We start from the raw sequence: 16478 nt of genomic DNA on the forward strand, positions 1-16478 counted from the left end.
TGATGGCCCAGAAGATCATTCGCGTAGGCGACATCGAGATTGCCAACGACAAGCCCATGGTGCTGTTCGGCGGCATGAACGTGCTGGAAAGCCGTGACATGGCGATGCAGGTCTGTGAAGAGTACGTAAAAGTCACCGAGAAACTCGGTATTCCTTACGTATTCAAGGCCAGCTTCGACAAGGCCAACCGTTCGTCCGTGACCTCCTACCGCGGCCCAGGCCTTGAAGAAGGCATGCGGATCTTCCAGGACATCAAGCAAGCCTTCGGCGTGCCGATCATCACCGACGTCCACGAGCCTGAACAGGCTGCCGTGGTCGCCGAGGTGTGCGACATCATCCAGTTGCCGGCCTTCCTGTCGCGCCAGACCGACCTGGTAGTCGCGATGGCCAAGACCGGCGCTGTGATCAATATCAAGAAAGCCCAGTTCCTCGCGCCCCAGGAGATGAAACACATCCTGAACAAGTGCGTGGAAGCGGGTAACGACCAGTTGATCCTCTGCGAGCGCGGTTCGAGCTTCGGCTACAACAACCTCGTGGTGGACATGCTCGGTTTCGGCATCATGAAACAGTTCGAATACCCGGTGTTCTTCGACGTGACCCATGCGCTGCAAATGCCCGGTGGTCGTGCCGATTCCGCCGGTGGGCGCCGTGCCCAGGTGCTGGACCTGGCCAAGGCCGGTATCAGCCAGTCCCTGGCGGGCCTGTTCCTGGAAGCCCACCCGGACCCGGACAACGCCAAATGCGACGGCCCATGCGCCCTGCGCCTGGACAAGCTGGAGCCATTCCTGGCTCAGCTCAAGCAGTTGGACGAACTGGTCAAGAGTTTTCCGACGGTAGAAACCGCGTAAGCCGCGTTTCTCCGGTAAAGTATCCCACGCTAAATGCTCAGGCCCCTGGGCCTGAGCCTTGTCGCCTGCAAGCCTGCCCCGTTGTTCCACCCTTGCGGTCGGTCAAAAGTTTCCCTTCAGCTGCGTCGTTTTCGTCAACTTTGGAGTGTTTACAACAATGGCAAAAATCGTCGACATCAAAGGTCGTGAAGTTCTCGACTCCCGTGGCAACCCCACCGTCGAAGCCGACGTGCTTCTCGATAACGGCATCATCGGCAGCGCCTGCGCGCCGTCCGGTGCGTCTACCGGTTCGCGCGAAGCGCTGGAACTGCGTGATGGCGACAAGAGCCGTTACCTGGGCAAAGGTGTACTCAAGGCCGTCGCCAACATCAACGGCCCGATCCGCGACCTGCTGCTGGGTAAAGACCCGGTTGACCAGAAAGCCCTCGACCTGGCAATGATCAAGCTCGACGGTACCGAAAACAAAGGCAGCCTGGGCGCCAACGCCATCCTCGCCGTCTCCCTGGCTGCGGCCAAGGCTGCTGCCCAGGACCAGGACCTGCCGCTGTACGCCCACATCGCCAACCTGAACGGCACCCCGGGTGTGTACTCCATGCCGGTGCCGATGATGAACATCATCAACGGTGGTGAGCACGCTGATAACAACGTCGACATCCAGGAATTCATGGTCCAGCCAGTTGGCGCCAAGTCCTTCTCCGAAGGCCTGCGCATGGGCACCGAGATTTTCCATCACCTCAAGGCTGTGCTGAAGGCCCGTGGCCTGAGCACTGCGGTAGGTGACGAAGGTGGCTTTGCACCGAACCTGGCGTCCAACGAAGATGCACTCAAAGTGATCTCCGAAGCTGTGGCCAACGCTGGCTACAAGCTGGGCACCGACGTGACCCTGGCCCTGGACTGCGCGGCCAGCGAGTTTTATGAAGACGGCAAGTACAACCTGTCCGGCGAAGGCCAGGTGTTTAACTCCGAAGGTTTTGCTGACTACCTCAAGGGCCTGACCGAGCGCTACCCGATCATCTCGATCGAAGACGGCCTGGACGAGTCCGACTGGGACGGCTGGAAAATCCTTACCGACAAGATCGGCGAGAAGATCCAGCTGGTGGGCGACGACCTGTTCGTGACCAACACCAAGATCCTGAAAGAAGGCATCGACAAGTCGATCGCCAACTCGATCCTGATCAAGTTCAACCAGATCGGCACCCTGACCGAAACCCTGGAAGCCATCCAGATGGCCAAGGCTGCGGGTTACACCGCCGTGATCTCCCACCGCTCCGGCGAAACCGAAGACTCGACCATTGCCGACCTGGCCGTGGGCACCTCGGCGGGCCAGATCAAGACCGGTTCTCTGTGCCGTTCCGACCGCGTTTCCAAGTACAACCAATTGCTGCGTATCGAAGAGCAACTGGCTGGCAAGGCCAAGTACAACGGTCGCGGCGAGTTTCGCGGTTAATAGATAAATGGTAAAAAGTCGGCGGATTGCGTCGGAAAACTCACGACAGTGTGAGTTTCGACGCTAATCTGATGGCTACTTAGCACAAGCCTGGTTCTTCCAGGCTTCGTGCTATCAGTTGCTTCAAAAGTTTTGCATGGCTGTCTTTTTTCACTGGATACCCGATATTCGATGCGCAGTCCCAATTGGTTGTTCCTCGTCTTGCTCTTGTTGCTGGCTGGCCTGCAGTACCGCCTATGGGTGGGTAATGGCAGCTTTGCGCAGGTAAAAGACCTGACCCAGCAAATTGCCGACCAGCACGCCGAAAACGAACGCCTGCTGGAGCGCAACCGCGTCCTCGATGCTGAAGTGCTTGAGCTGAAAAAAGGTACGGAGACCGTTGAAGAGCGGGCTCGCCATGAGCTGGGCATGGTCAAGGAGGGCGAGACCCTCTACCAGTTGGCCCAATGAACACGCGTTTGCCGGCCTTCTGGGCCGTGATTCCTGCCGCGGGCGTCGGTGCCCGTATGGCTGCGGACCGTCCCAAGCAGTACCTGCAACTGGGCGGGCGCACAATTCTCGAACACAGCCTTGGCTGTTTTCTCGACCATCCTTCCCTGAAAGGGCTGGTGGTCAGTCTTGCTTCTGATGATCCCTATTGGCCCACGCTGGCCTGTGCAGCCGACCCGCGTATCGTGCGTGCGGATGGCGGCTCGGAGCGTTCCGGTTCAGTGCTCAATGCGTTGTTGCAACTCAATGCCCTGGGTGCCAGCGATGATGACTGGGTGCTGGTGCACGATGCGGCGCGGCCGAACCTGAGTCGCGATGACCTGGATACCTTGCTGACGGAACTGGCGGATGACCCGGTAGGTGGCCTGCTGGCGGTGCCGGCTCGTGACACCCTCAAGCGCGTCGACAAGCACGGGCGTGTGGTGGAAACCGTTGATCGCAGTTTGATCTGGCAGGCTTATACGCCGCAGATGTTTCGTCTGGGCGCGTTGCATCGCGCGCTGGCCGATAGTTTGGTGGCGGATGCGCTGATTACCGATGAAGCTTCGGCGATGGAGTGGGCCGGTCAGGCACCGCGCTTGATTGAGGGGCGCTCGGATAACATCAAGGTGACCCGGCCTGAGGATTTGGAGTGGTTGCGGTTGCGGTGGGCTAATCGCAGGTAGTCAGCTAGACCGTATCGACCCCTTCGCGAGCAAGCCAGCTCTCACATTTGGCCGCGTACATCCTGGATAAACGCGGTCAAAGGTGGGAGGGGGGCTTGCCCTCGATGAGGCCCACCCAGACACCGAAGTAATCACCCGCTGTACTCCGGCCTCCCAGCCAACCCCTCCTTCAAAAAATCCACCAACTTGCGCACCTTCGGCGACAAATGCCGCTGCTGCGGATACAGCGCCCACACCGCCGTATTCGGTGGCTGATGCGCCTCCAGCAATGACACCAGCGCGCCGCTGTGCAAATGCTCCAGCACGTAGTAGTCCGGCAGCTGGCACAACCCCACCCCCTGCAGCGCCGCATCCAGCACAGCCTGCCCACTGTTGCAGCGCCAGTTTCCTTGTACGCGCTGGGAAAATTCGCGCCCATCCTGGGCCAGCTGCCAGATATCCGAACTGCCAATCAGGCAGTTATGTCGACTTAATTCCGACAGGCTATGGGGCCGGCCGTACCGCGCCAGATAGGACGGCGACGCACACAGGTACATGCGACGCGGCGCCAGGCGGCTGGCGACCATGCGCGAATCCTGCAGGCGGCCCAGTCGAATCGCCAGGTCGAGGCCTTCGTGCACCAGGTCCAATTGGCGGTTGCTCAACTCGATATCCACCCGCAGTTGCGGATACTGCCCCATGAACCGCGTCACCAGCGGCACGATAAACCGCTCGCCGTAGGCCACCGCACAGGTCATGCGCAGCATGCCCTTGGGCTCGCTGGTGAGATCACCGACGGCACGCAGTGCCTCTTCGCGACCGTCCTGCAAACGCTGGCAGTGTTGCAGGAAGGTCTGCCCGGCCTCGGTCAGGGTGACCTTGCGTGTGCTGCGATACAGCAGGCGTGTCTGCAAGCGTTCTTCCAGGCGCGCCACCTGGCGGCTGATATGGGATGACGACACGCCCAGTCGCTCCGCCGCCGCCGTGAATTGGCTGCATTCGGCTACGGCGACAAACTCATCGATGCCTTCCCAGCGGTTTTCCAGCATGACGATTATCCCTGTACAGCAATAAAGTTTTGCTTTTGTCCGGATTATTAATCAGTTGGGCATGTTTTACACTCACCGTCTCAGTTTTTAACCTCCTGGAGAAACCCGGATGATCAAGTCCCGCGCCGCCGTAGCCTTCGAAGCCAAGAAACCGCTGGAAATCGTTGAAGTGGATGTCGCCATGCCCAAGGCTGGCGAAGTGCTTTTGCGCGTGGTGGCATCCGGCGTGTGCCACACCGACGCCTACACCCTGTCGGGCGCCGACCCGGAAGGTATCTTCCCGTCGATCCTCGGCCATGAAGGCGGTGCGGTGGTTGAGGCTATTGGCGAAGGCGTGACGTCGGTGGCCGTGGGCGACCATGTGATCCCGCTGTACACCCCCGAATGCGGCAAGTGCAAATTCTGCCTGTCGGGCAAGACCAACCTGTGCCAGGCCATCCGCGCCACCCAGGGCAAAGGCCTGATGCCGGATGGCACTACGCGTTTCTCCTACAAGGGCCAGCCGATTTTCCACTACATGGGTACTTCGACCTTCTCCGAGTACACCGTGCTGCCGGAAATTTCCGTCGCCAAGATCCCTAAAGAAGCCCCGCTGGAAAAAGTCTGCCTGCTCGGTTGTGGTGTCACCACCGGGATCGGTGCGGTGATCAACACGGCCAAGGTCAAGCCGGGCGATACCGTGGCCATCTTCGGCCTGGGCGGTATCGGCCTGTCGGCGATCATCGGTGCGGTAAAAGCCAAGGCGGGTCGCATCATTGCCATCGACATCAACCCGGCCAAGTTCGAAATCGCCAAGCAACTGGGCGCCACCGACTGCATCAACCCGAAAGACTACGACCGCCCAATCCAGGACGTGATTGTCGATTTGACCGACGGCGGCGTGGACTTTTCCTTCGAGTGCATCGGCAATGTGCAACTGATGCGCGCTGCCCTTGAGTGCTGCCACAAAGGTTGGGGCGAGTCGGTGATCATCGGCGTGGCCGGTGCCGGCCAGGAAATTGCCACCCGTCCATTCCAGTTGGTGACCGGTCGCGTCTGGCGCGGTTCGGCGTTCGGTGGCGTGCGCGGTCGCAGCGAATTGCCGAGCTATGTGGAAATGGCCCAGACCGGCGAGATTCCGCTGGATACCTTCATCACCCACACCATGGGCCTGGAAGACATCAACAAAGCGTTTGACCTGATGCATGAAGGCAAGAGCATCCGTACCGTCATCCACTTCTGAGGTCGACCATGAGCCTGGAAAACCTGTCGTGCCAGAAAAGCTTCGGCGGCTGGCATAAACGCTACAAGCATCACTCCGATGTGCTCGGTTGCGACATGACCTTCGCCGTGTACCTGCCGCCGCAAGCGGAGCAGGGCGGTAAGTTGCCGGTGCTGTACTGGCTGTCTGGGTTGACCTGCACCGACGAGAATTTCATGCAAAAGGCCGGTGCCCAGCGCATGGCCGCCGACCTGGGGTTGATCATCGTCGCACCGGACACCAGCCCCCGTGGCCCCGGTGTGCCGGGCGATCCGGACAACGCCTGGGATTTCGGCCTCGGCGCCGGTTTTTATCTGAATGCCACCCAGGAACCCTGGGCCAAGCACTATCGGATGCATGACTACGTGGTGCAGGAACTGCCGGCATTGGTTGAAGCGCATTTCCCGGCTTCGGACAAGCGCGGTATCAGCGGCCACTCTATGGGCGGTCACGGTGCGTTGGTGTGTGCATTGCGCAACCCAGGGCGTTACCTGTCGGTGTCGGCGTTTTCGCCGATCAACAACCCGATGGATTGCCCGTGGGGCCAGAAAGCCTTCTCCCGCTACCTGGGCGAAGAGCGTTCCAAATGGCGCGAATGGGATGCCTGCGTGCTGATCAGCGAAGCCTCGGAAAAGCTGCCATTGCTGGTGGATCAGGGCGACCGCGACGACTTCCTAGCCGTGCAGCTTAAACCTGAGGCCCTGCTGCAAGCCGCGAAGGCGGCCAAGCATCCGCTGGATCTGCGCCTGCAACCGGGCTATGACCACAGCTACTTCTTCATCGCCAGCTTCATCGAAGACCATTTGCGACACCATGGCCGTGCTTTGCTCGGTTAATGTGAGGCAAAAGTAGGTAGAATCACGCCCTGAATTAAATCGGGGCGTTTTTTTATGCGTATTGGCCACGGCTACGATGTGCACCGTTTCGCCGAAGGCGATTTCATCACCCTGGGCGGCGTGCGCATTGCGCATCACCATGGGTTGCTGGCTCATTCCGACGGCGACGTTGTATTGCATGCGTTGAGCGATGCCTTGCTCGGCGCGGCGGCGTTGGGCGATATCGGCAAGCACTTTCCGGACACCGACCCCACCTTCAAGGGCGCGGACAGCCGGGTATTGCTGCGCCATGTGGTCGGCCTTATCCATGCCAAGGGCTGGAAGGTTGGCAACGTCGACAACACCATCGTGGCCCAGGCGCCAAAAATGGCGCCCCACATTGAATCGATGCGCGCGCTGATTGCCGCGGATCTGCACATTGAACTGGATCAAGTGAACGTGAAAGCCACCACCACCGAAAAGCTCGGGTTTACCGGTCGTGAAGAGGGCATCGCGGTGCACTCCGTTGCGCTGTTGCTGCGCGCATGAACGACCTGCAACTGCTGGGCCCACGGGCCTATGGCGAGGCCTTGGGCAGCGCGGTGTTGAAAGCCACCGCCGAAGACTTCCAGGTTGACGAAGTGCTCGACATCCCGCTGACCGGCGAGGGTGAGCACCTGTGGCTGTGGGTCGAGAAACGCGGCCTCAATACCGAGGAAGCCGCGCGACGTATCGCCAAGGCGGCTGGGGTGCCGCTGCGCACCGTCAGTTATGCCGGGCTCAAGGATCGCCAGGCGCTGACCCGCCAGTGGTTCAGCGTGCAACTGCCAGGCAAGGCCGATCCGGACATGAGCGCGGCAGAAAACGACACCCTCAAGATCCTCAAGACCGCTCGCCACAAGCGCAAGCTGCAACGTGGCGCGCATTCGGCCAACGGTTTTACCTTGCGCCTGACCCAGCTGGCCGCAGATACCGCTGCTATTGATGCGCGGTTGCAACTGATTGCACAGCACGGCATTCCCAACTATTTCGGTGCGCAGCGCTTTGGCCACAACGGTGGCAACGTGGTGGATGCCCGCGAGTGGGCGGCGCGCAAGGCCTTGCCGGAGCAGCGCAATGTGCGTTCGCGGTTGTTGTCCACGGCCCGTAGTTACCTGTTCAACAAGGTGCTGGCGGCGCGTGTAGCCGATGGCTCCTGGCAGCGTGCGCAGGTGGGTGACCTGTTGGCGTTTACCGACAGTCGCAGTTTTTTCCCGGCGGGGGAGGCGGAATGCAGCGACCCGCGCCTGGCCATTCTGGACCTGCACCCCACCGGCCCGCAGTGGGGCGAGGGCGACTCGCCTGCCAGTGGTGCAACCCATGAGTTGGAACAAGGGATCGCCGCCGGTGAAGCCGACCTGCGCGATTGGCTGGTGAATGCCGGCATGAGCCAGGAACGTCGCATTCTGCGACTGCCCATTGGCGGGTTGACGTGGCATTATCCCGGTCCTGACATTCTGCAATTGGAATTCGTCCTGCCGGCCGGATGCTTCGCCACTGTCTTGGTGCGCGAGCTTGTTGATCTGGTGCCGGTGGGGCAGACGGACAGCCCATGCGTATTCTGATATCAAACGATGACGGTGCCACCGCACCCGGTCTTGCCGCGCTCTATGCTGCGCTGGAAGACTACGCCGAGTGCGTGGTGGTTGCCCCCGACCAGGACAAGAGCGGCGCCAGCAGTTCGCTGACGCTCGACCGTCCCCTGCACCCGCAGGTTCTGGCCAATGGCTTTATCAGTGTGAACGGTACCCCCACCGACTGCGTGCACCTGGCCATCAACAGCTTGCTGGATCGGGAGCCGGACCTGGTGGTCTCGGGCATCAACCTCGGTGCGAACCTGGGGGATGACGTGCTGTATTCCGGTACCGTGGCGGCTGCCCTTGAAGGGCGTTTCCTGGGCCGTACTGCGTTCGCCTTCTCGTTCGCCTCGCGTCAGTTGGACAACCTGCCCACCGCCGCCTATTTCGCCCGCAAGCTGGTAGAGGCCCATGGCTCCCTGGACCTGCCGCCGCGCACGGTGCTCAACGTCAATATCCCCAATTTGCCCCTCGACCACATTCGCGGCATTCAACTCACGCGCCTGGGCCATCGCGCCCGTGCGGCGGCGCCGTTGAAGGTGGTGGACCCGCGCGGCAAGGAAGGCTACTGGATCGCCGCAGCGGGCGATGCCGAGGATGGCGGCCCAGGCACGGACTTTCATGCGGTGATGCAAGGTTATGTTTCGATTACCCCGTTGCAACTTGATCGCACCTTCAGTGATGCCTTCAGTGGTCTCGATGGCTGGCTGGAGGGGCTGAACTGATGGGCCGTGAACAAGACGACCTGCTGCGCCGCGGTATCGGGATGACCTCCCAGCGAACCCGCGAGCGTTTGATCCAGCGTCTGTACGAAGAAGGCTTGTCCAACGCCCAGGTGTTGGAAGTGATCCGGCGTACGCCTCGCCACCTGTTTGTCGATGAAGCCCTGGCTCACCGCGCCTATGAAGATACCGCGCTGCCCATCGGCCATAACCAGACCATCTCCCAGCCGTACATGGTGGCGCGCATGAGCGAGCTACTGCTGGCGGCCGGGCCGTTGGACAAGGTGCTGGAGATTGGTACCGGCTCCGGTTACCAGACAGCCGTGCTGTCGCAACTGGTGGAGCGGGTGTTCTCGGTGGAGCGCATCAAGGTGCTGCAAGACCGTGCTAAGGAACGCCTGACAGAATTGAACCTGCGCAATGTGGTATTTCGTTGGGGAGATGGCTGGGAAGGCTGGCCGGCGCTGGCGCCTTACAACGGCATCATCGTCACTGCGGTGGCCACCGATGTGCCGCAAGCGTTGCTCGACCAGTTGGCTCCCGGTGGGCGGTTGGTTATCCCGGTGGGCTCCGGCGAAGTGCAACAATTGATGCTCATCATCCGAGAGGACGAAGGCTTTTCACGGCATGTGCTCGGTGCGGTGCGTTTCGTGCCGTTGCTCAACGGCCCGCTGGCCTGATCATTTGTTCGTCGGCAGTGAATTCTGTTGGCGGGGATGTGTCTTACGGCCAGTGTCATGGAGTCAACATGATCGGCGGCTGAATTAAACGCGATGAATTATTCGTTTCAGTCGTGTGCCGGTAAAACTCCAATGCCCAGTTATACTTGCGTCATATTTCAAGCCTGATACAGGCGTTCATGTTCAGCCACCACAAAGGGAGCGGCGGGTGAGTCTCACAGGTCTTGCGCAGCGTATGAGTAAAACAAGCTTTCAGCGACTGGTGCTTGGCCTCGTCTTCAGTTCCGTGTTGGTAGGGTGCTCCAGCTCGCCGAGCAGCGGCGCCCGGGTGGTTGACCGCAATAGCGCGGTGCCGCAAAAACCGACGGTCACCACCGGGCAATATGTGGTGCGCAAAGGCGACACGCTGTTCTCGATCGCCTTCCGTTACGGTTGGGACTACAAGGCGCTCGCAGCTCGTAACAATATTCCTGTGCCTTATACGATACATCCGGGTCAGACGATTCGCTTCGATGGGCGTACGGGTTCAACACCCACCACGGTGGTCACAAACAGCACCTCTTCGCCGTCCTCTTCGAGTAAAACCACAGTCACTACCAGGCCCGTCGGCACTGCCTCGCCAACGATTGCGAGCAAGCCGGCACCGGCGCCAATACCGCCTGCAGGCCCTGCTCCGACAGGGTGGGGATGGCCCTCAAACGGAGTGCTAATTGGAAAATTCTCTTCAAACGGTAGTTTGAATAAAGGCATTGATATCGCCGGGGATTTGGGACAGCCTGTTTTAGCTGCGTCTGATGGGACAGTGGTGTACGCCGGGAGTGGTTTACGGGGCTACGGCGAGCTGGTCATCATCAAACACAGCGATACCTACGTCAGTGCTTACGGCCACAACCGTAGGCTGTTGGTTCGGGAGGGGCAGCAGGTCAAGGTCGGACAGACAATTGCCGAAATGGGGTCAACTGGTACAGACCGGGTGAAACTGCACTTTGAGATTCGCCGCCAAGGGAAGCCTGTAGATCCGCTGCAATTCCTACCCCGTCGTTGATGTGTTGCCAGCCTGTTCCCTCACGTAGAAGGAACAGGCTCAAGCGTTGCCAAGGATAAAGGCGTCGCTAGAGCTTGAGGTCGAACTCACCAAAGGACTATAACAATGGCTCTCAGTAAAGAAGCGCCGGAGTTTGACATCGACGATGAGGTTCTCCTGATGGAGACCGGCATTGCTACGGAATCGATGTCGAATGAGGGACCTGCTGTACCTTCAGTTCGCACCAAGTCCAAGAACTCCACCGCGTTAAAGCAACACAAGTACATTGACTACACACGGGCGCTCGACGCGACCCAGCTGTACCTCAATGAAATCGGCTTTTCCCCTCTGCTTACCCCTGAAGAAGAAGTCCATTTTGCGCGCTTGTCGCAAAAGGGCGACCCGGCTGGGCGCAAGCGCATGATTGAAAGCAACCTGCGCCTGGTGGTGAAAATCGCCCGACGCTACGTCAATCGTGGGCTGTCCCTGTTGGACCTGATCGAGGAGGGCAACCTGGGCTTGATCCGGGCGGTGGAGAAGTTCGACCCTGAGCGGGGCTTCCGCTTTTCTACGTACGCGACCTGGTGGATTCGCCAGACCATCGAACGGGCGATCATGAATCAGACCCGTACGATCCGGTTACCGATCCATGTGGTCAAGGAGCTCAACGTCTACCTGCGGGCAGCGCGTGAGCTTACCCAGAAACTCGATCATGAACCTTCGCCTGAAGAAATCGCCAACCTGCTGGAGAAGCCGGTAGGGGAGGTCAAGCGTATGCTCGGCCTTAACGAGCGCGTCTCTTCGGTCGATGTCTCGCTGGGTCCGGATTCGGATAAAACCCTGCTGGACACCCTGACGGATGATCGGCCTACAGATCCTTGCGAGCTGTTGCAGGACGATGATCTTTCCCAAAGCATTGACCAGTGGCTGTCGGAGCTCACGGACAAGCAGCGCGAGGTGGTGATTCGCCGCTTCGGCCTGCGTGGCCATGAGAGCAGCACCCTGGAGGACGTAGGCCTGGAGATTGGCCTGACCCGTGAGCGGGTGCGGCAGATCCAGGTAGAAGGGCTCAAGCGCTTGCGCGAGATCCTGGAGAAGAATGGCTTGTCGAGTGAGTCGTTGTTCCAATAGAGCGACGCAGTACAAATGTGGGAGGGGGCAAGCCCCCTCCCACATTTTTTTGTGCCTGGCTTGGTTTGGTGTGAAAGCCAAATCCCAGGCATAAAAAAACCCCGCTTTTAAGGGCGGGGTTTTTTCGACTAAGTCAGTACAAGTTAGATAACTTGAACTTCTTCAGCTTGCATGCCTTTCTGACCGCGGGTAGCGATGAAAGAAACCTGTTGGCCTTCTTTCAGGCTTTTGAAGCCGTCGGATTGGATAGCTTTGAAGTGAACGAACAGGTCGTCACCGGATTGTGGAGTGATGAAGCCGAAGCCTTTTTCATCGTTGAACCACTTAACGGTACCAGTTTGGCGATTAGACATGGTGTATCTCCTTGGACAAAGTTAACTGCGACTCAGGAAAAGCCCTGGCCGAGACTGAGTGCAAAGAGCAGGAAAAATTCTTGGAGATGGTTGGATCGAAATTCAACATATCGTGTAGAGATTCTCAGTGACACAAGCAGCACAGTGGCGCCACCTTAACCCTTTTTCCGGAACGTGCCAATGGTATTTCCGAAGGTTTCTCCATTTTCGTGACTGGCGGTGGTATTTACAGTCACCCGGCACGGCAATACGGGCGCCGGCCCCGCTGGCTGCGGCTTATAGGCAGAGGGGCTTTCGTCAAGAAAAGCCCCGTGGCCTTTGAACCCCAACGCTGGCCCCGGTAAGATGCCCCACAGAATTTTTCCACCTCGCTATTTCAGGACACCCGCCATGAGCATCAAATCGGACAAGTGGATTCGCCGCATGGCGCAAGAGCACGGCATGATCGAACCGTTCGTCGAGCGGCAGATCCGTGGCCAGGGCCAAGCCCCTGTGATTTCTTACGGTGTGTCCAGCTACGGTTACGATGTGCGCTGCGCCGATGAATTCAAGGTGTTCACCAACATCAACTCGGCGATCGTCGACCCCAAGAACTTCGACGAAAAGAGCTTCGTCGACGTCAAGAGCGACGTCTGCATCATTCCTCCCAACTCCTTCGCCCTGGCGCGTACCGTGGAATTCTTCCGGATTCCCCGCGATGTGCTGACCATCTGCCTGGGTAAAAGCACCTATGCGCGTTGCGGCATTATCGTCAACGTGACGCCGCTTGAGCCGGAGTGGGAAGGTCACGTGACCCTGGAGTTCTCCAACACCACCACGTTGCCGGCGAAGATCTATGCCAACGAAGGCGTGGCGCAGATGCTGTTCCTGCAGTCCGACGAGGCCTGCGAAGTGTCGTATAAAGACCGTGCCGGCAAGTATCAGGGCCAACGTGGCGTTACGCTCCCACGCGCTTGATCGAAAGGTCTTACACGTAAAGGGAATTTGTCTGCGGGAAGTGACTCTATTGGGTGTACTGCCTCGGCGCGTGCAAAACGCGTCGAGCCACGCTTGAGGAGTACCTTATGAAGATCGACCCGCGAATCAGCGCCGAACTTGCCCGGCTTGAACCCAACCAGATTGGCGTTCTGGCCTGGTCCCTGATGGCCGATCCCGCCTATGCGGGCGGCATTCCCGGCCAACCCGAGCCGGATTATCCCCAGCCTACCGAGCCCGGCGAGCCCACACTGCCGGACGAGCCGCCACCCGCACCTGTTGCCTGATACCTAGCTCACCGGCCAGACGTGGTGATCGCCAATCACAAAGATTCGGCGGTCATTGTCCTGCTGTACTGCATAGCCACCGGTAAAGGCGCCAAACGCCGGCAACAGGCTGACCTGCGTACCGATCTGGAAGCATGGCAGGCGCAAGCTTTGCCGGCCCTTGCCGCGCAGGCGATACACCGGATGCACATGCCCCGCCAGTACGTGGTGGCTGGGATGGGTTTCGGGTTCGTGTCGCAGGGCAAAAGGCCCCATCAACAGCGGTTCCGTCACCACTTCAATCCGCAAGTCTGTCGGCGGGTCGCCTGCGCGTTTGTCGTGATTGCCGCGAATCAAGGTCATGTGCAGCGCTGTATGACGCTCGCGCCAATCCCGCAAGGCGCCCAGGGTGCCGCTGGCATGTGAGCCAGGGCCGTGCAGGAAATCCCCGAGAAAGATCACCTGCTCGCACGCATAAGCCGACAGCAACCGATCCAGCCGCTCCAGATTGGCGGTGGTCGTGCCCTGTGGCACTGGCTGGCCCAGGCTGCGGTAGGCCGAGGCCTTGCCAAAATGCGCGTCGGCAATCAGCAGGCAGCGGTGTGCGGGCCAATAGACCGCTTTGTCTGCCAGCAGCCACAGCTCTTCGCCCTCAAGTACCAGTGTGCAGTGCATCAGCGCTTCCCGTTATCCGCGACTTTTTCCAGGTCCTTGACCATTCGTGCAATACGCTCCGAGAGTTTTTCCGAGCTCATGCTTTCGCGCATCCGCTCCACCAACAATGGGAATGCCAGGGGCGTCGGCCGTTCGATCGGGTGCAGGTCCAGTTTCAGCGTCGACAGATGGCGCAATGTTTCTTCGAGGCGACGAATGTCCAGCTCATCGCGCAGCACTTCTTCCCCAGCCTGGGTCAGCAACAGGTTCTGCGGGTCATATTGCTTGAACACCTCGAAGAACAAGCCGCTGGAGGCTTGCACCTGTCGCGTACTTTTTGGGGCCCCGGGGTAGCCGGCAAACACCAGCCCGGCGATGCGTGCGATTTCGCGAAAGCGACGCAGGGCCAGTTCCCCGGCGTTCAGGCTGGCGGCTACGTCATGCAGTAGATGCTCGGGGCTCAGCAGCGCCTCGCCCAGGCATGCAGGCCAATCCACCTGGGTGGCGCTCAACAACTCAAAGCCGTAATCGTTGACCGCAATCGAGAAGGTCACGGCTTGCTGCTGGCTGACCCGCCATGCCAGCACACTCGCCAACCCCAGGTGCACCTGGCGCCCGGCGAACGGGTAGAGGAACAGATGCCACCCTTCTCGGGATTTCAAGGTTTCAGCCAATAAACACGAGCTTGTCGGCAAGCCGGACCAGCGCAACTGCGTCTGCAGCAAGGGCTGCACGGCCTGCATCTCGGGGCCGTCATAAACCCCCTGCGCCGCGGCGTCAAAGCGCGCCACCACCGCGTGCGCCAGCTCATTGGAGAGCGGCATGCGCCCGCCATTCCAGCGGGGCACGGCAGCTCTTTTCGCGGTGCTGCGACGTACATAGGCCGTCATGTTCTCGACGCGAACCAGCTCCAACAATCGCCCGGCAAACAAAAAACCATCGCCAGGCTTGAGCCGTGCGATAAAGCCCTCCTCGACACTGCCCAGGTTTTTGCCGCCGCCGCCCTTGCTCCAGTATTTCAGATGAATGCTGGCGTCACTGACGATGGTCCCCACACTCATCCGGTGGCGGCGTGCCAGGCGCGCATCGGGCACCCGCCAGATGCCTTGTTCGTCTGGCTCTACACGGCGGTAATCCGGATAGGCCGTCAACGACAGGCCGCCATGGCGCACAAACCCCAAGGCCCAGGCCCAATCCTCATCCGTCAGGTCACGATAAGCCCAGGCGCCGCGCACCTCCGCCAGCAGCGCATCGGGTGTAAAGCCGCCGCCCAGCGCCATGCTCACCAAATGCTGTACGAGAACGTCCAGCGGCTTGTGGGGCGATTCACGCGCTTCGATACGCCGTTGGGCAATTGCATCCTGGATTGCGGCGGCTTCTACCAACTCCAGGCTGTGGGTCGGTACCAGCGTCACCCGTGACGGCCTCCCAGGCGCATGTCCCGAACGCCCGGCGCGTTGCATCAGGCGCGCCACACCTTTGGCGGAGCCGATCTGCAACACCCGCTCCACCGGCAGAAAATCCACGCCCAGGTCCAGGCTTGAGGTGCACACCACCGCCTTGAGTTGACCGTCTTTCAAGGCCCGCTCCACCCAGTCACGGGTTTCCCGCGACAGCGAACCATGGTGCAGGGCTATCAGCCCGGCCCAATCCGGGCGGGCGTCCAGCAACGCCTGGTACCAGATTTCCGACTGCGCCCGTGTATTGGTAAACACCAGGCAACTGCTGCTGGCGTCCACTTCGGCCACCACTTGCGGCAACATCTTCAAGCCGATATGCCCGGCCCAGGGAAAACGCTCGGCGACGGCTGGCAACAAGGTGTCCACGCGCAACGCTTTAGCCGTTTGCCCTTGTACGTTGATCCCACCGCCTTGTGGGACCAATACTTCCAAGGCGTGGGATTGATTGCCCAGCGTCGCCGAAATCCCCCACACCATCAGGTGCGGATGCCAGCGCCGCAGCCGCGCCAGGGCCAGTTGCAACTGCACGCCGCGTTTGTTGCCGATCAGTTCATGCCATTCATCCACCACGACCATGCGCAGGTGCGCCAGGCTTGCCTCGCTGTCGGCGCGCGCCAGCATCAGGGTCAGGCTTTCCGGGGTGGTAACCAGTGCGGTGGGCTGGCGCCGGGTCTGGCGGGCGCGTTCGCTGCTGCTGGTATCGCCGGTGCGCAGGCCGACGCTCCAGGGGATCTGCAATGCTTCAAGCGGTGCCTCCAGGGCGCGAGCGGTGTCGGCGGCCAGGGCGCGCATGGGCGTGATCCACAGCACGGTCAGCGGCTCTGCGGGCGGTTTGCGTTTAGCGCTGGTAGGTGGCCGGGTAACGGCAAAGCGATTGAGCGCCGCAAACCATAGCGCGTAGGTCTTGCCGGCGCCGGTGCTGGCGTGCAGTAAACCCGAATGGCCTTGCTTGACCGCCTGCCACACCTCTTTTTGGAAGGCGAAAGGTTTCCAGCCTTTGGCGGCAAACCATAGCCTGGCGAATTGGGTGGGTTTTGCCATACGGCAACTGACGCTCTGAAGGGC

The 16478-nt window shown here is 60.2% G+C and carries 18 protein-coding genes; 14 read left to right on the top strand and 4 right to left on the bottom strand.

From position 1 onward, the window contains the following. Positions 1-2: 2 nt before the first annotated feature. The 4 genes from kdsA to ispD all read left to right on the top strand — a co-directional run bounded on the left by kdsA (position 3) and on the right by ispD (position 3449). Entirely contained in the window at positions 3-848 is an 846-nt protein-coding gene (gene kdsA, locus DYL59_RS04015) for a 3-deoxy-8-phosphooctulonate synthase (RefSeq protein ID WP_010212442.1), read from the top strand. Positions 849-1005: 157 nt separating this feature from the next. Continuing rightward, positions 1006-2295, top strand: coding sequence for a phosphopyruvate hydratase (gene eno / locus DYL59_RS04020; RefSeq protein ID WP_135288005.1), 1290 nt, complete (start codon positions 1006-1008; stop codon positions 2293-2295). Between the two features lie 171 nt (positions 2296-2466). Continuing rightward, positions 2467-2745, top strand: coding sequence for a cell division protein FtsB (gene ftsB / locus DYL59_RS04025; protein ID WP_003172294.1), 279 nt, complete (start codon positions 2467-2469; stop codon positions 2743-2745). Continuing rightward, positions 2742-3449 (top strand): 2-C-methyl-D-erythritol 4-phosphate cytidylyltransferase, encoded by a 708-nt coding sequence (gene ispD, locus DYL59_RS04030; protein WP_135288006.1) that lies wholly within the window; start codon positions 2742-2744, stop codon positions 3447-3449. The genes ftsB and ispD overlap by 4 nt, the downstream gene beginning before the upstream one ends. 131 nt (positions 3450-3580) lie before the next feature. On the opposite strand, the gene DYL59_RS04035 is transcribed toward ispD, so the two are convergent. After that, a complete protein-coding gene (locus DYL59_RS04035) occupies positions 3581-4477 on the bottom strand; it encodes a LysR substrate-binding domain-containing protein (RefSeq protein WP_135288007.1) in 897 nt (298 codons plus the stop codon). 109 nt (positions 4478-4586) lie between these two features. On the opposite strand from DYL59_RS04035, the gene DYL59_RS04040 reads away from it, so the two are divergent. The 8 genes from DYL59_RS04040 to rpoS all read left to right on the top strand — a co-directional run bounded on the left by DYL59_RS04040 (position 4587) and on the right by rpoS (position 11705). After that, entirely contained in the window at positions 4587-5699 is a 1113-nt protein-coding gene (locus tag DYL59_RS04040; RefSeq protein ID WP_116628354.1) for an S-(hydroxymethyl)glutathione dehydrogenase/class III alcohol dehydrogenase, read from the top strand. 8 nt (positions 5700-5707) lie between these two features. Beyond that, positions 5708-6553, top strand: coding sequence for an S-formylglutathione hydrolase (fghA, locus tag DYL59_RS04045; protein WP_135288008.1), 846 nt, complete (start codon positions 5708-5710; stop codon positions 6551-6553). A gap of 54 nt (positions 6554-6607) precedes the next feature. After that, complete coding sequence (gene ispF, locus DYL59_RS04050; protein WP_025855145.1) at positions 6608-7081, top strand: 2-C-methyl-D-erythritol 2,4-cyclodiphosphate synthase; 474 nt, start codon at positions 6608-6610, stop codon at positions 7079-7081. Next, a complete protein-coding gene (truD, locus tag DYL59_RS04055) occupies positions 7078-8136 on the top strand; it encodes a tRNA pseudouridine(13) synthase TruD (protein ID WP_135288009.1) in 1059 nt (352 codons plus the stop codon). The genes ispF and truD overlap by 4 nt, the downstream gene beginning before the upstream one ends. Next, on the top strand, positions 8124-8873 hold the full coding sequence (surE, locus tag DYL59_RS04060) for a 5'/3'-nucleotidase SurE (RefSeq protein WP_135288010.1): 750 nt from the start codon (positions 8124-8126) through the stop codon (positions 8871-8873). The genes truD and surE overlap by 13 nt, the downstream gene beginning before the upstream one ends. 41 nt (positions 8874-8914) lie before the next feature. Then, a complete protein-coding gene (locus tag DYL59_RS04065; RefSeq protein ID WP_193557532.1) occupies positions 8915-9550 on the top strand; it encodes a protein-L-isoaspartate(D-aspartate) O-methyltransferase in 636 nt (211 codons plus the stop codon). A 208-nt stretch (positions 9551-9758) separates the two neighbouring features. After that, a complete protein-coding gene (locus tag DYL59_RS04070; protein WP_135288012.1) occupies positions 9759-10595 on the top strand; it encodes a peptidoglycan DD-metalloendopeptidase family protein in 837 nt (278 codons plus the stop codon). 105 nt (positions 10596-10700) lie between these two features. Continuing rightward, positions 10701-11705 carry an RNA polymerase sigma factor RpoS gene (gene rpoS, locus DYL59_RS04075; protein WP_025855149.1) on the top strand — a complete coding sequence of 335 codons (1005 nt, stop codon included), beginning with the start codon at positions 10701-10703 and terminating at the stop codon, positions 11703-11705. Positions 11706-11848: 143 nt separating this feature from the next. Here the strand turns inward: rpoS and DYL59_RS04080 are convergent, their stop codons facing one another. Continuing rightward, on the bottom strand, positions 11849-12058 hold the full coding sequence (locus DYL59_RS04080) for a cold-shock protein (RefSeq protein ID WP_002554837.1): 210 nt from the start codon (positions 12056-12058) through the stop codon (positions 11849-11851). A 390-nt stretch (positions 12059-12448) separates the two neighbouring features. Between DYL59_RS04080 and dcd the strand changes: the two genes are divergently transcribed. Both dcd and DYL59_RS04090 read left to right on the top strand, forming a co-directional pair. Beyond that, positions 12449-13015 carry a dCTP deaminase gene (gene dcd, locus DYL59_RS04085; protein ID WP_135288013.1) on the top strand — a complete coding sequence of 189 codons (567 nt, stop codon included), beginning with the start codon at positions 12449-12451 and terminating at the stop codon, positions 13013-13015. 107 nt (positions 13016-13122) lie between these two features. Further along, positions 13123-13320, top strand: a complete 198-nt coding sequence (locus DYL59_RS04090) for a hypothetical protein (RefSeq protein ID WP_010212420.1) — start codon at positions 13123-13125, stop codon at positions 13318-13320. Positions 13321-13323: 3 nt separating this feature from the next. Here DYL59_RS04090 and pdeM read toward each other — a convergent pair whose 3' ends face one another. Together pdeM and DYL59_RS04100 are read right to left on the bottom strand one after the other, a co-directional pair. After that, positions 13324-13974: a ligase-associated DNA damage response endonuclease PdeM gene (gene pdeM, locus DYL59_RS04095; protein ID WP_135288014.1), complete on the bottom strand. Its 651-nt coding sequence runs from the start codon at positions 13972-13974 to the stop codon at positions 13324-13326. Further along, entirely contained in the window at positions 13974-16454 is a 2481-nt protein-coding gene (locus DYL59_RS04100; RefSeq protein WP_135288015.1) for a ligase-associated DNA damage response DEXH box helicase, read from the bottom strand. Before DYL59_RS04100 ends, pdeM begins: the two co-directional genes overlap by 1 nt. Positions 16455-16478 lie beyond the last annotated feature (24 nt).

The organism is Pseudomonas kairouanensis (genome assembly GCF_004682055.1).
GTDB lineage: Bacteria > Pseudomonadota > Gammaproteobacteria > Pseudomonadales > Pseudomonadaceae > Aquipseudomonas > Aquipseudomonas kairouanensis.

Excerpts from the sequence above, each read along its gene's own strand:
- kdsA (WP_010212442.1), top strand. The coding sequence starts at position 3 with ATGGCCCAGAAGATCATTCGCGTAGGCGACATCGAGATTGCCAACGAC.
- eno (WP_135288005.1), top strand. The coding sequence starts at position 1,006 with ATGGCAAAAATCGTCGACATCAAAGGTCGTGAAGTTCTCGACTCCCGT.
- ftsB (WP_003172294.1), top strand. The coding sequence starts at position 2,467 with ATGCGCAGTCCCAATTGGTTGTTCCTCGTCTTGCTCTTGTTGCTGGCT.
- ispD (WP_135288006.1), top strand. The coding sequence starts at position 2,742 with ATGAACACGCGTTTGCCGGCCTTCTGGGCCGTGATTCCTGCCGCGGGC.
- DYL59_RS04035 (WP_135288007.1), bottom strand. The coding sequence starts at position 4,477 with ATGCTGGAAAACCGCTGGGAAGGCATCGATGAGTTTGTCGCCGTAGCC.
- DYL59_RS04040 (WP_116628354.1), top strand. The coding sequence starts at position 4,587 with ATGATCAAGTCCCGCGCCGCCGTAGCCTTCGAAGCCAAGAAACCGCTG.
- fghA (WP_135288008.1), top strand. The coding sequence starts at position 5,708 with ATGAGCCTGGAAAACCTGTCGTGCCAGAAAAGCTTCGGCGGCTGGCAT.
- ispF (WP_025855145.1), top strand. The coding sequence starts at position 6,608 with ATGCGTATTGGCCACGGCTACGATGTGCACCGTTTCGCCGAAGGCGAT.
- truD (WP_135288009.1), top strand. The coding sequence starts at position 7,078 with ATGAACGACCTGCAACTGCTGGGCCCACGGGCCTATGGCGAGGCCTTG.
- surE (WP_135288010.1), top strand. The coding sequence starts at position 8,124 with ATGCGTATTCTGATATCAAACGATGACGGTGCCACCGCACCCGGTCTT.
- DYL59_RS04065 (WP_193557532.1), top strand. The coding sequence starts at position 8,915 with ATGACCTCCCAGCGAACCCGCGAGCGTTTGATCCAGCGTCTGTACGAA.
- rpoS (WP_025855149.1), top strand. The coding sequence starts at position 10,701 with ATGGCTCTCAGTAAAGAAGCGCCGGAGTTTGACATCGACGATGAGGTT.
- DYL59_RS04080 (WP_002554837.1), bottom strand. The coding sequence starts at position 12,058 with ATGTCTAATCGCCAAACTGGTACCGTTAAGTGGTTCAACGATGAAAAA.
- dcd (WP_135288013.1), top strand. The coding sequence starts at position 12,449 with ATGAGCATCAAATCGGACAAGTGGATTCGCCGCATGGCGCAAGAGCAC.
- DYL59_RS04090 (WP_010212420.1), top strand. The coding sequence starts at position 13,123 with ATGAAGATCGACCCGCGAATCAGCGCCGAACTTGCCCGGCTTGAACCC.
- pdeM (WP_135288014.1), bottom strand. The coding sequence starts at position 13,974 with ATGCACTGCACACTGGTACTTGAGGGCGAAGAGCTGTGGCTGCTGGCA.
- DYL59_RS04100 (WP_135288015.1), bottom strand. The coding sequence starts at position 16,454 with ATGGCAAAACCCACCCAATTCGCCAGGCTATGGTTTGCCGCCAAAGGC.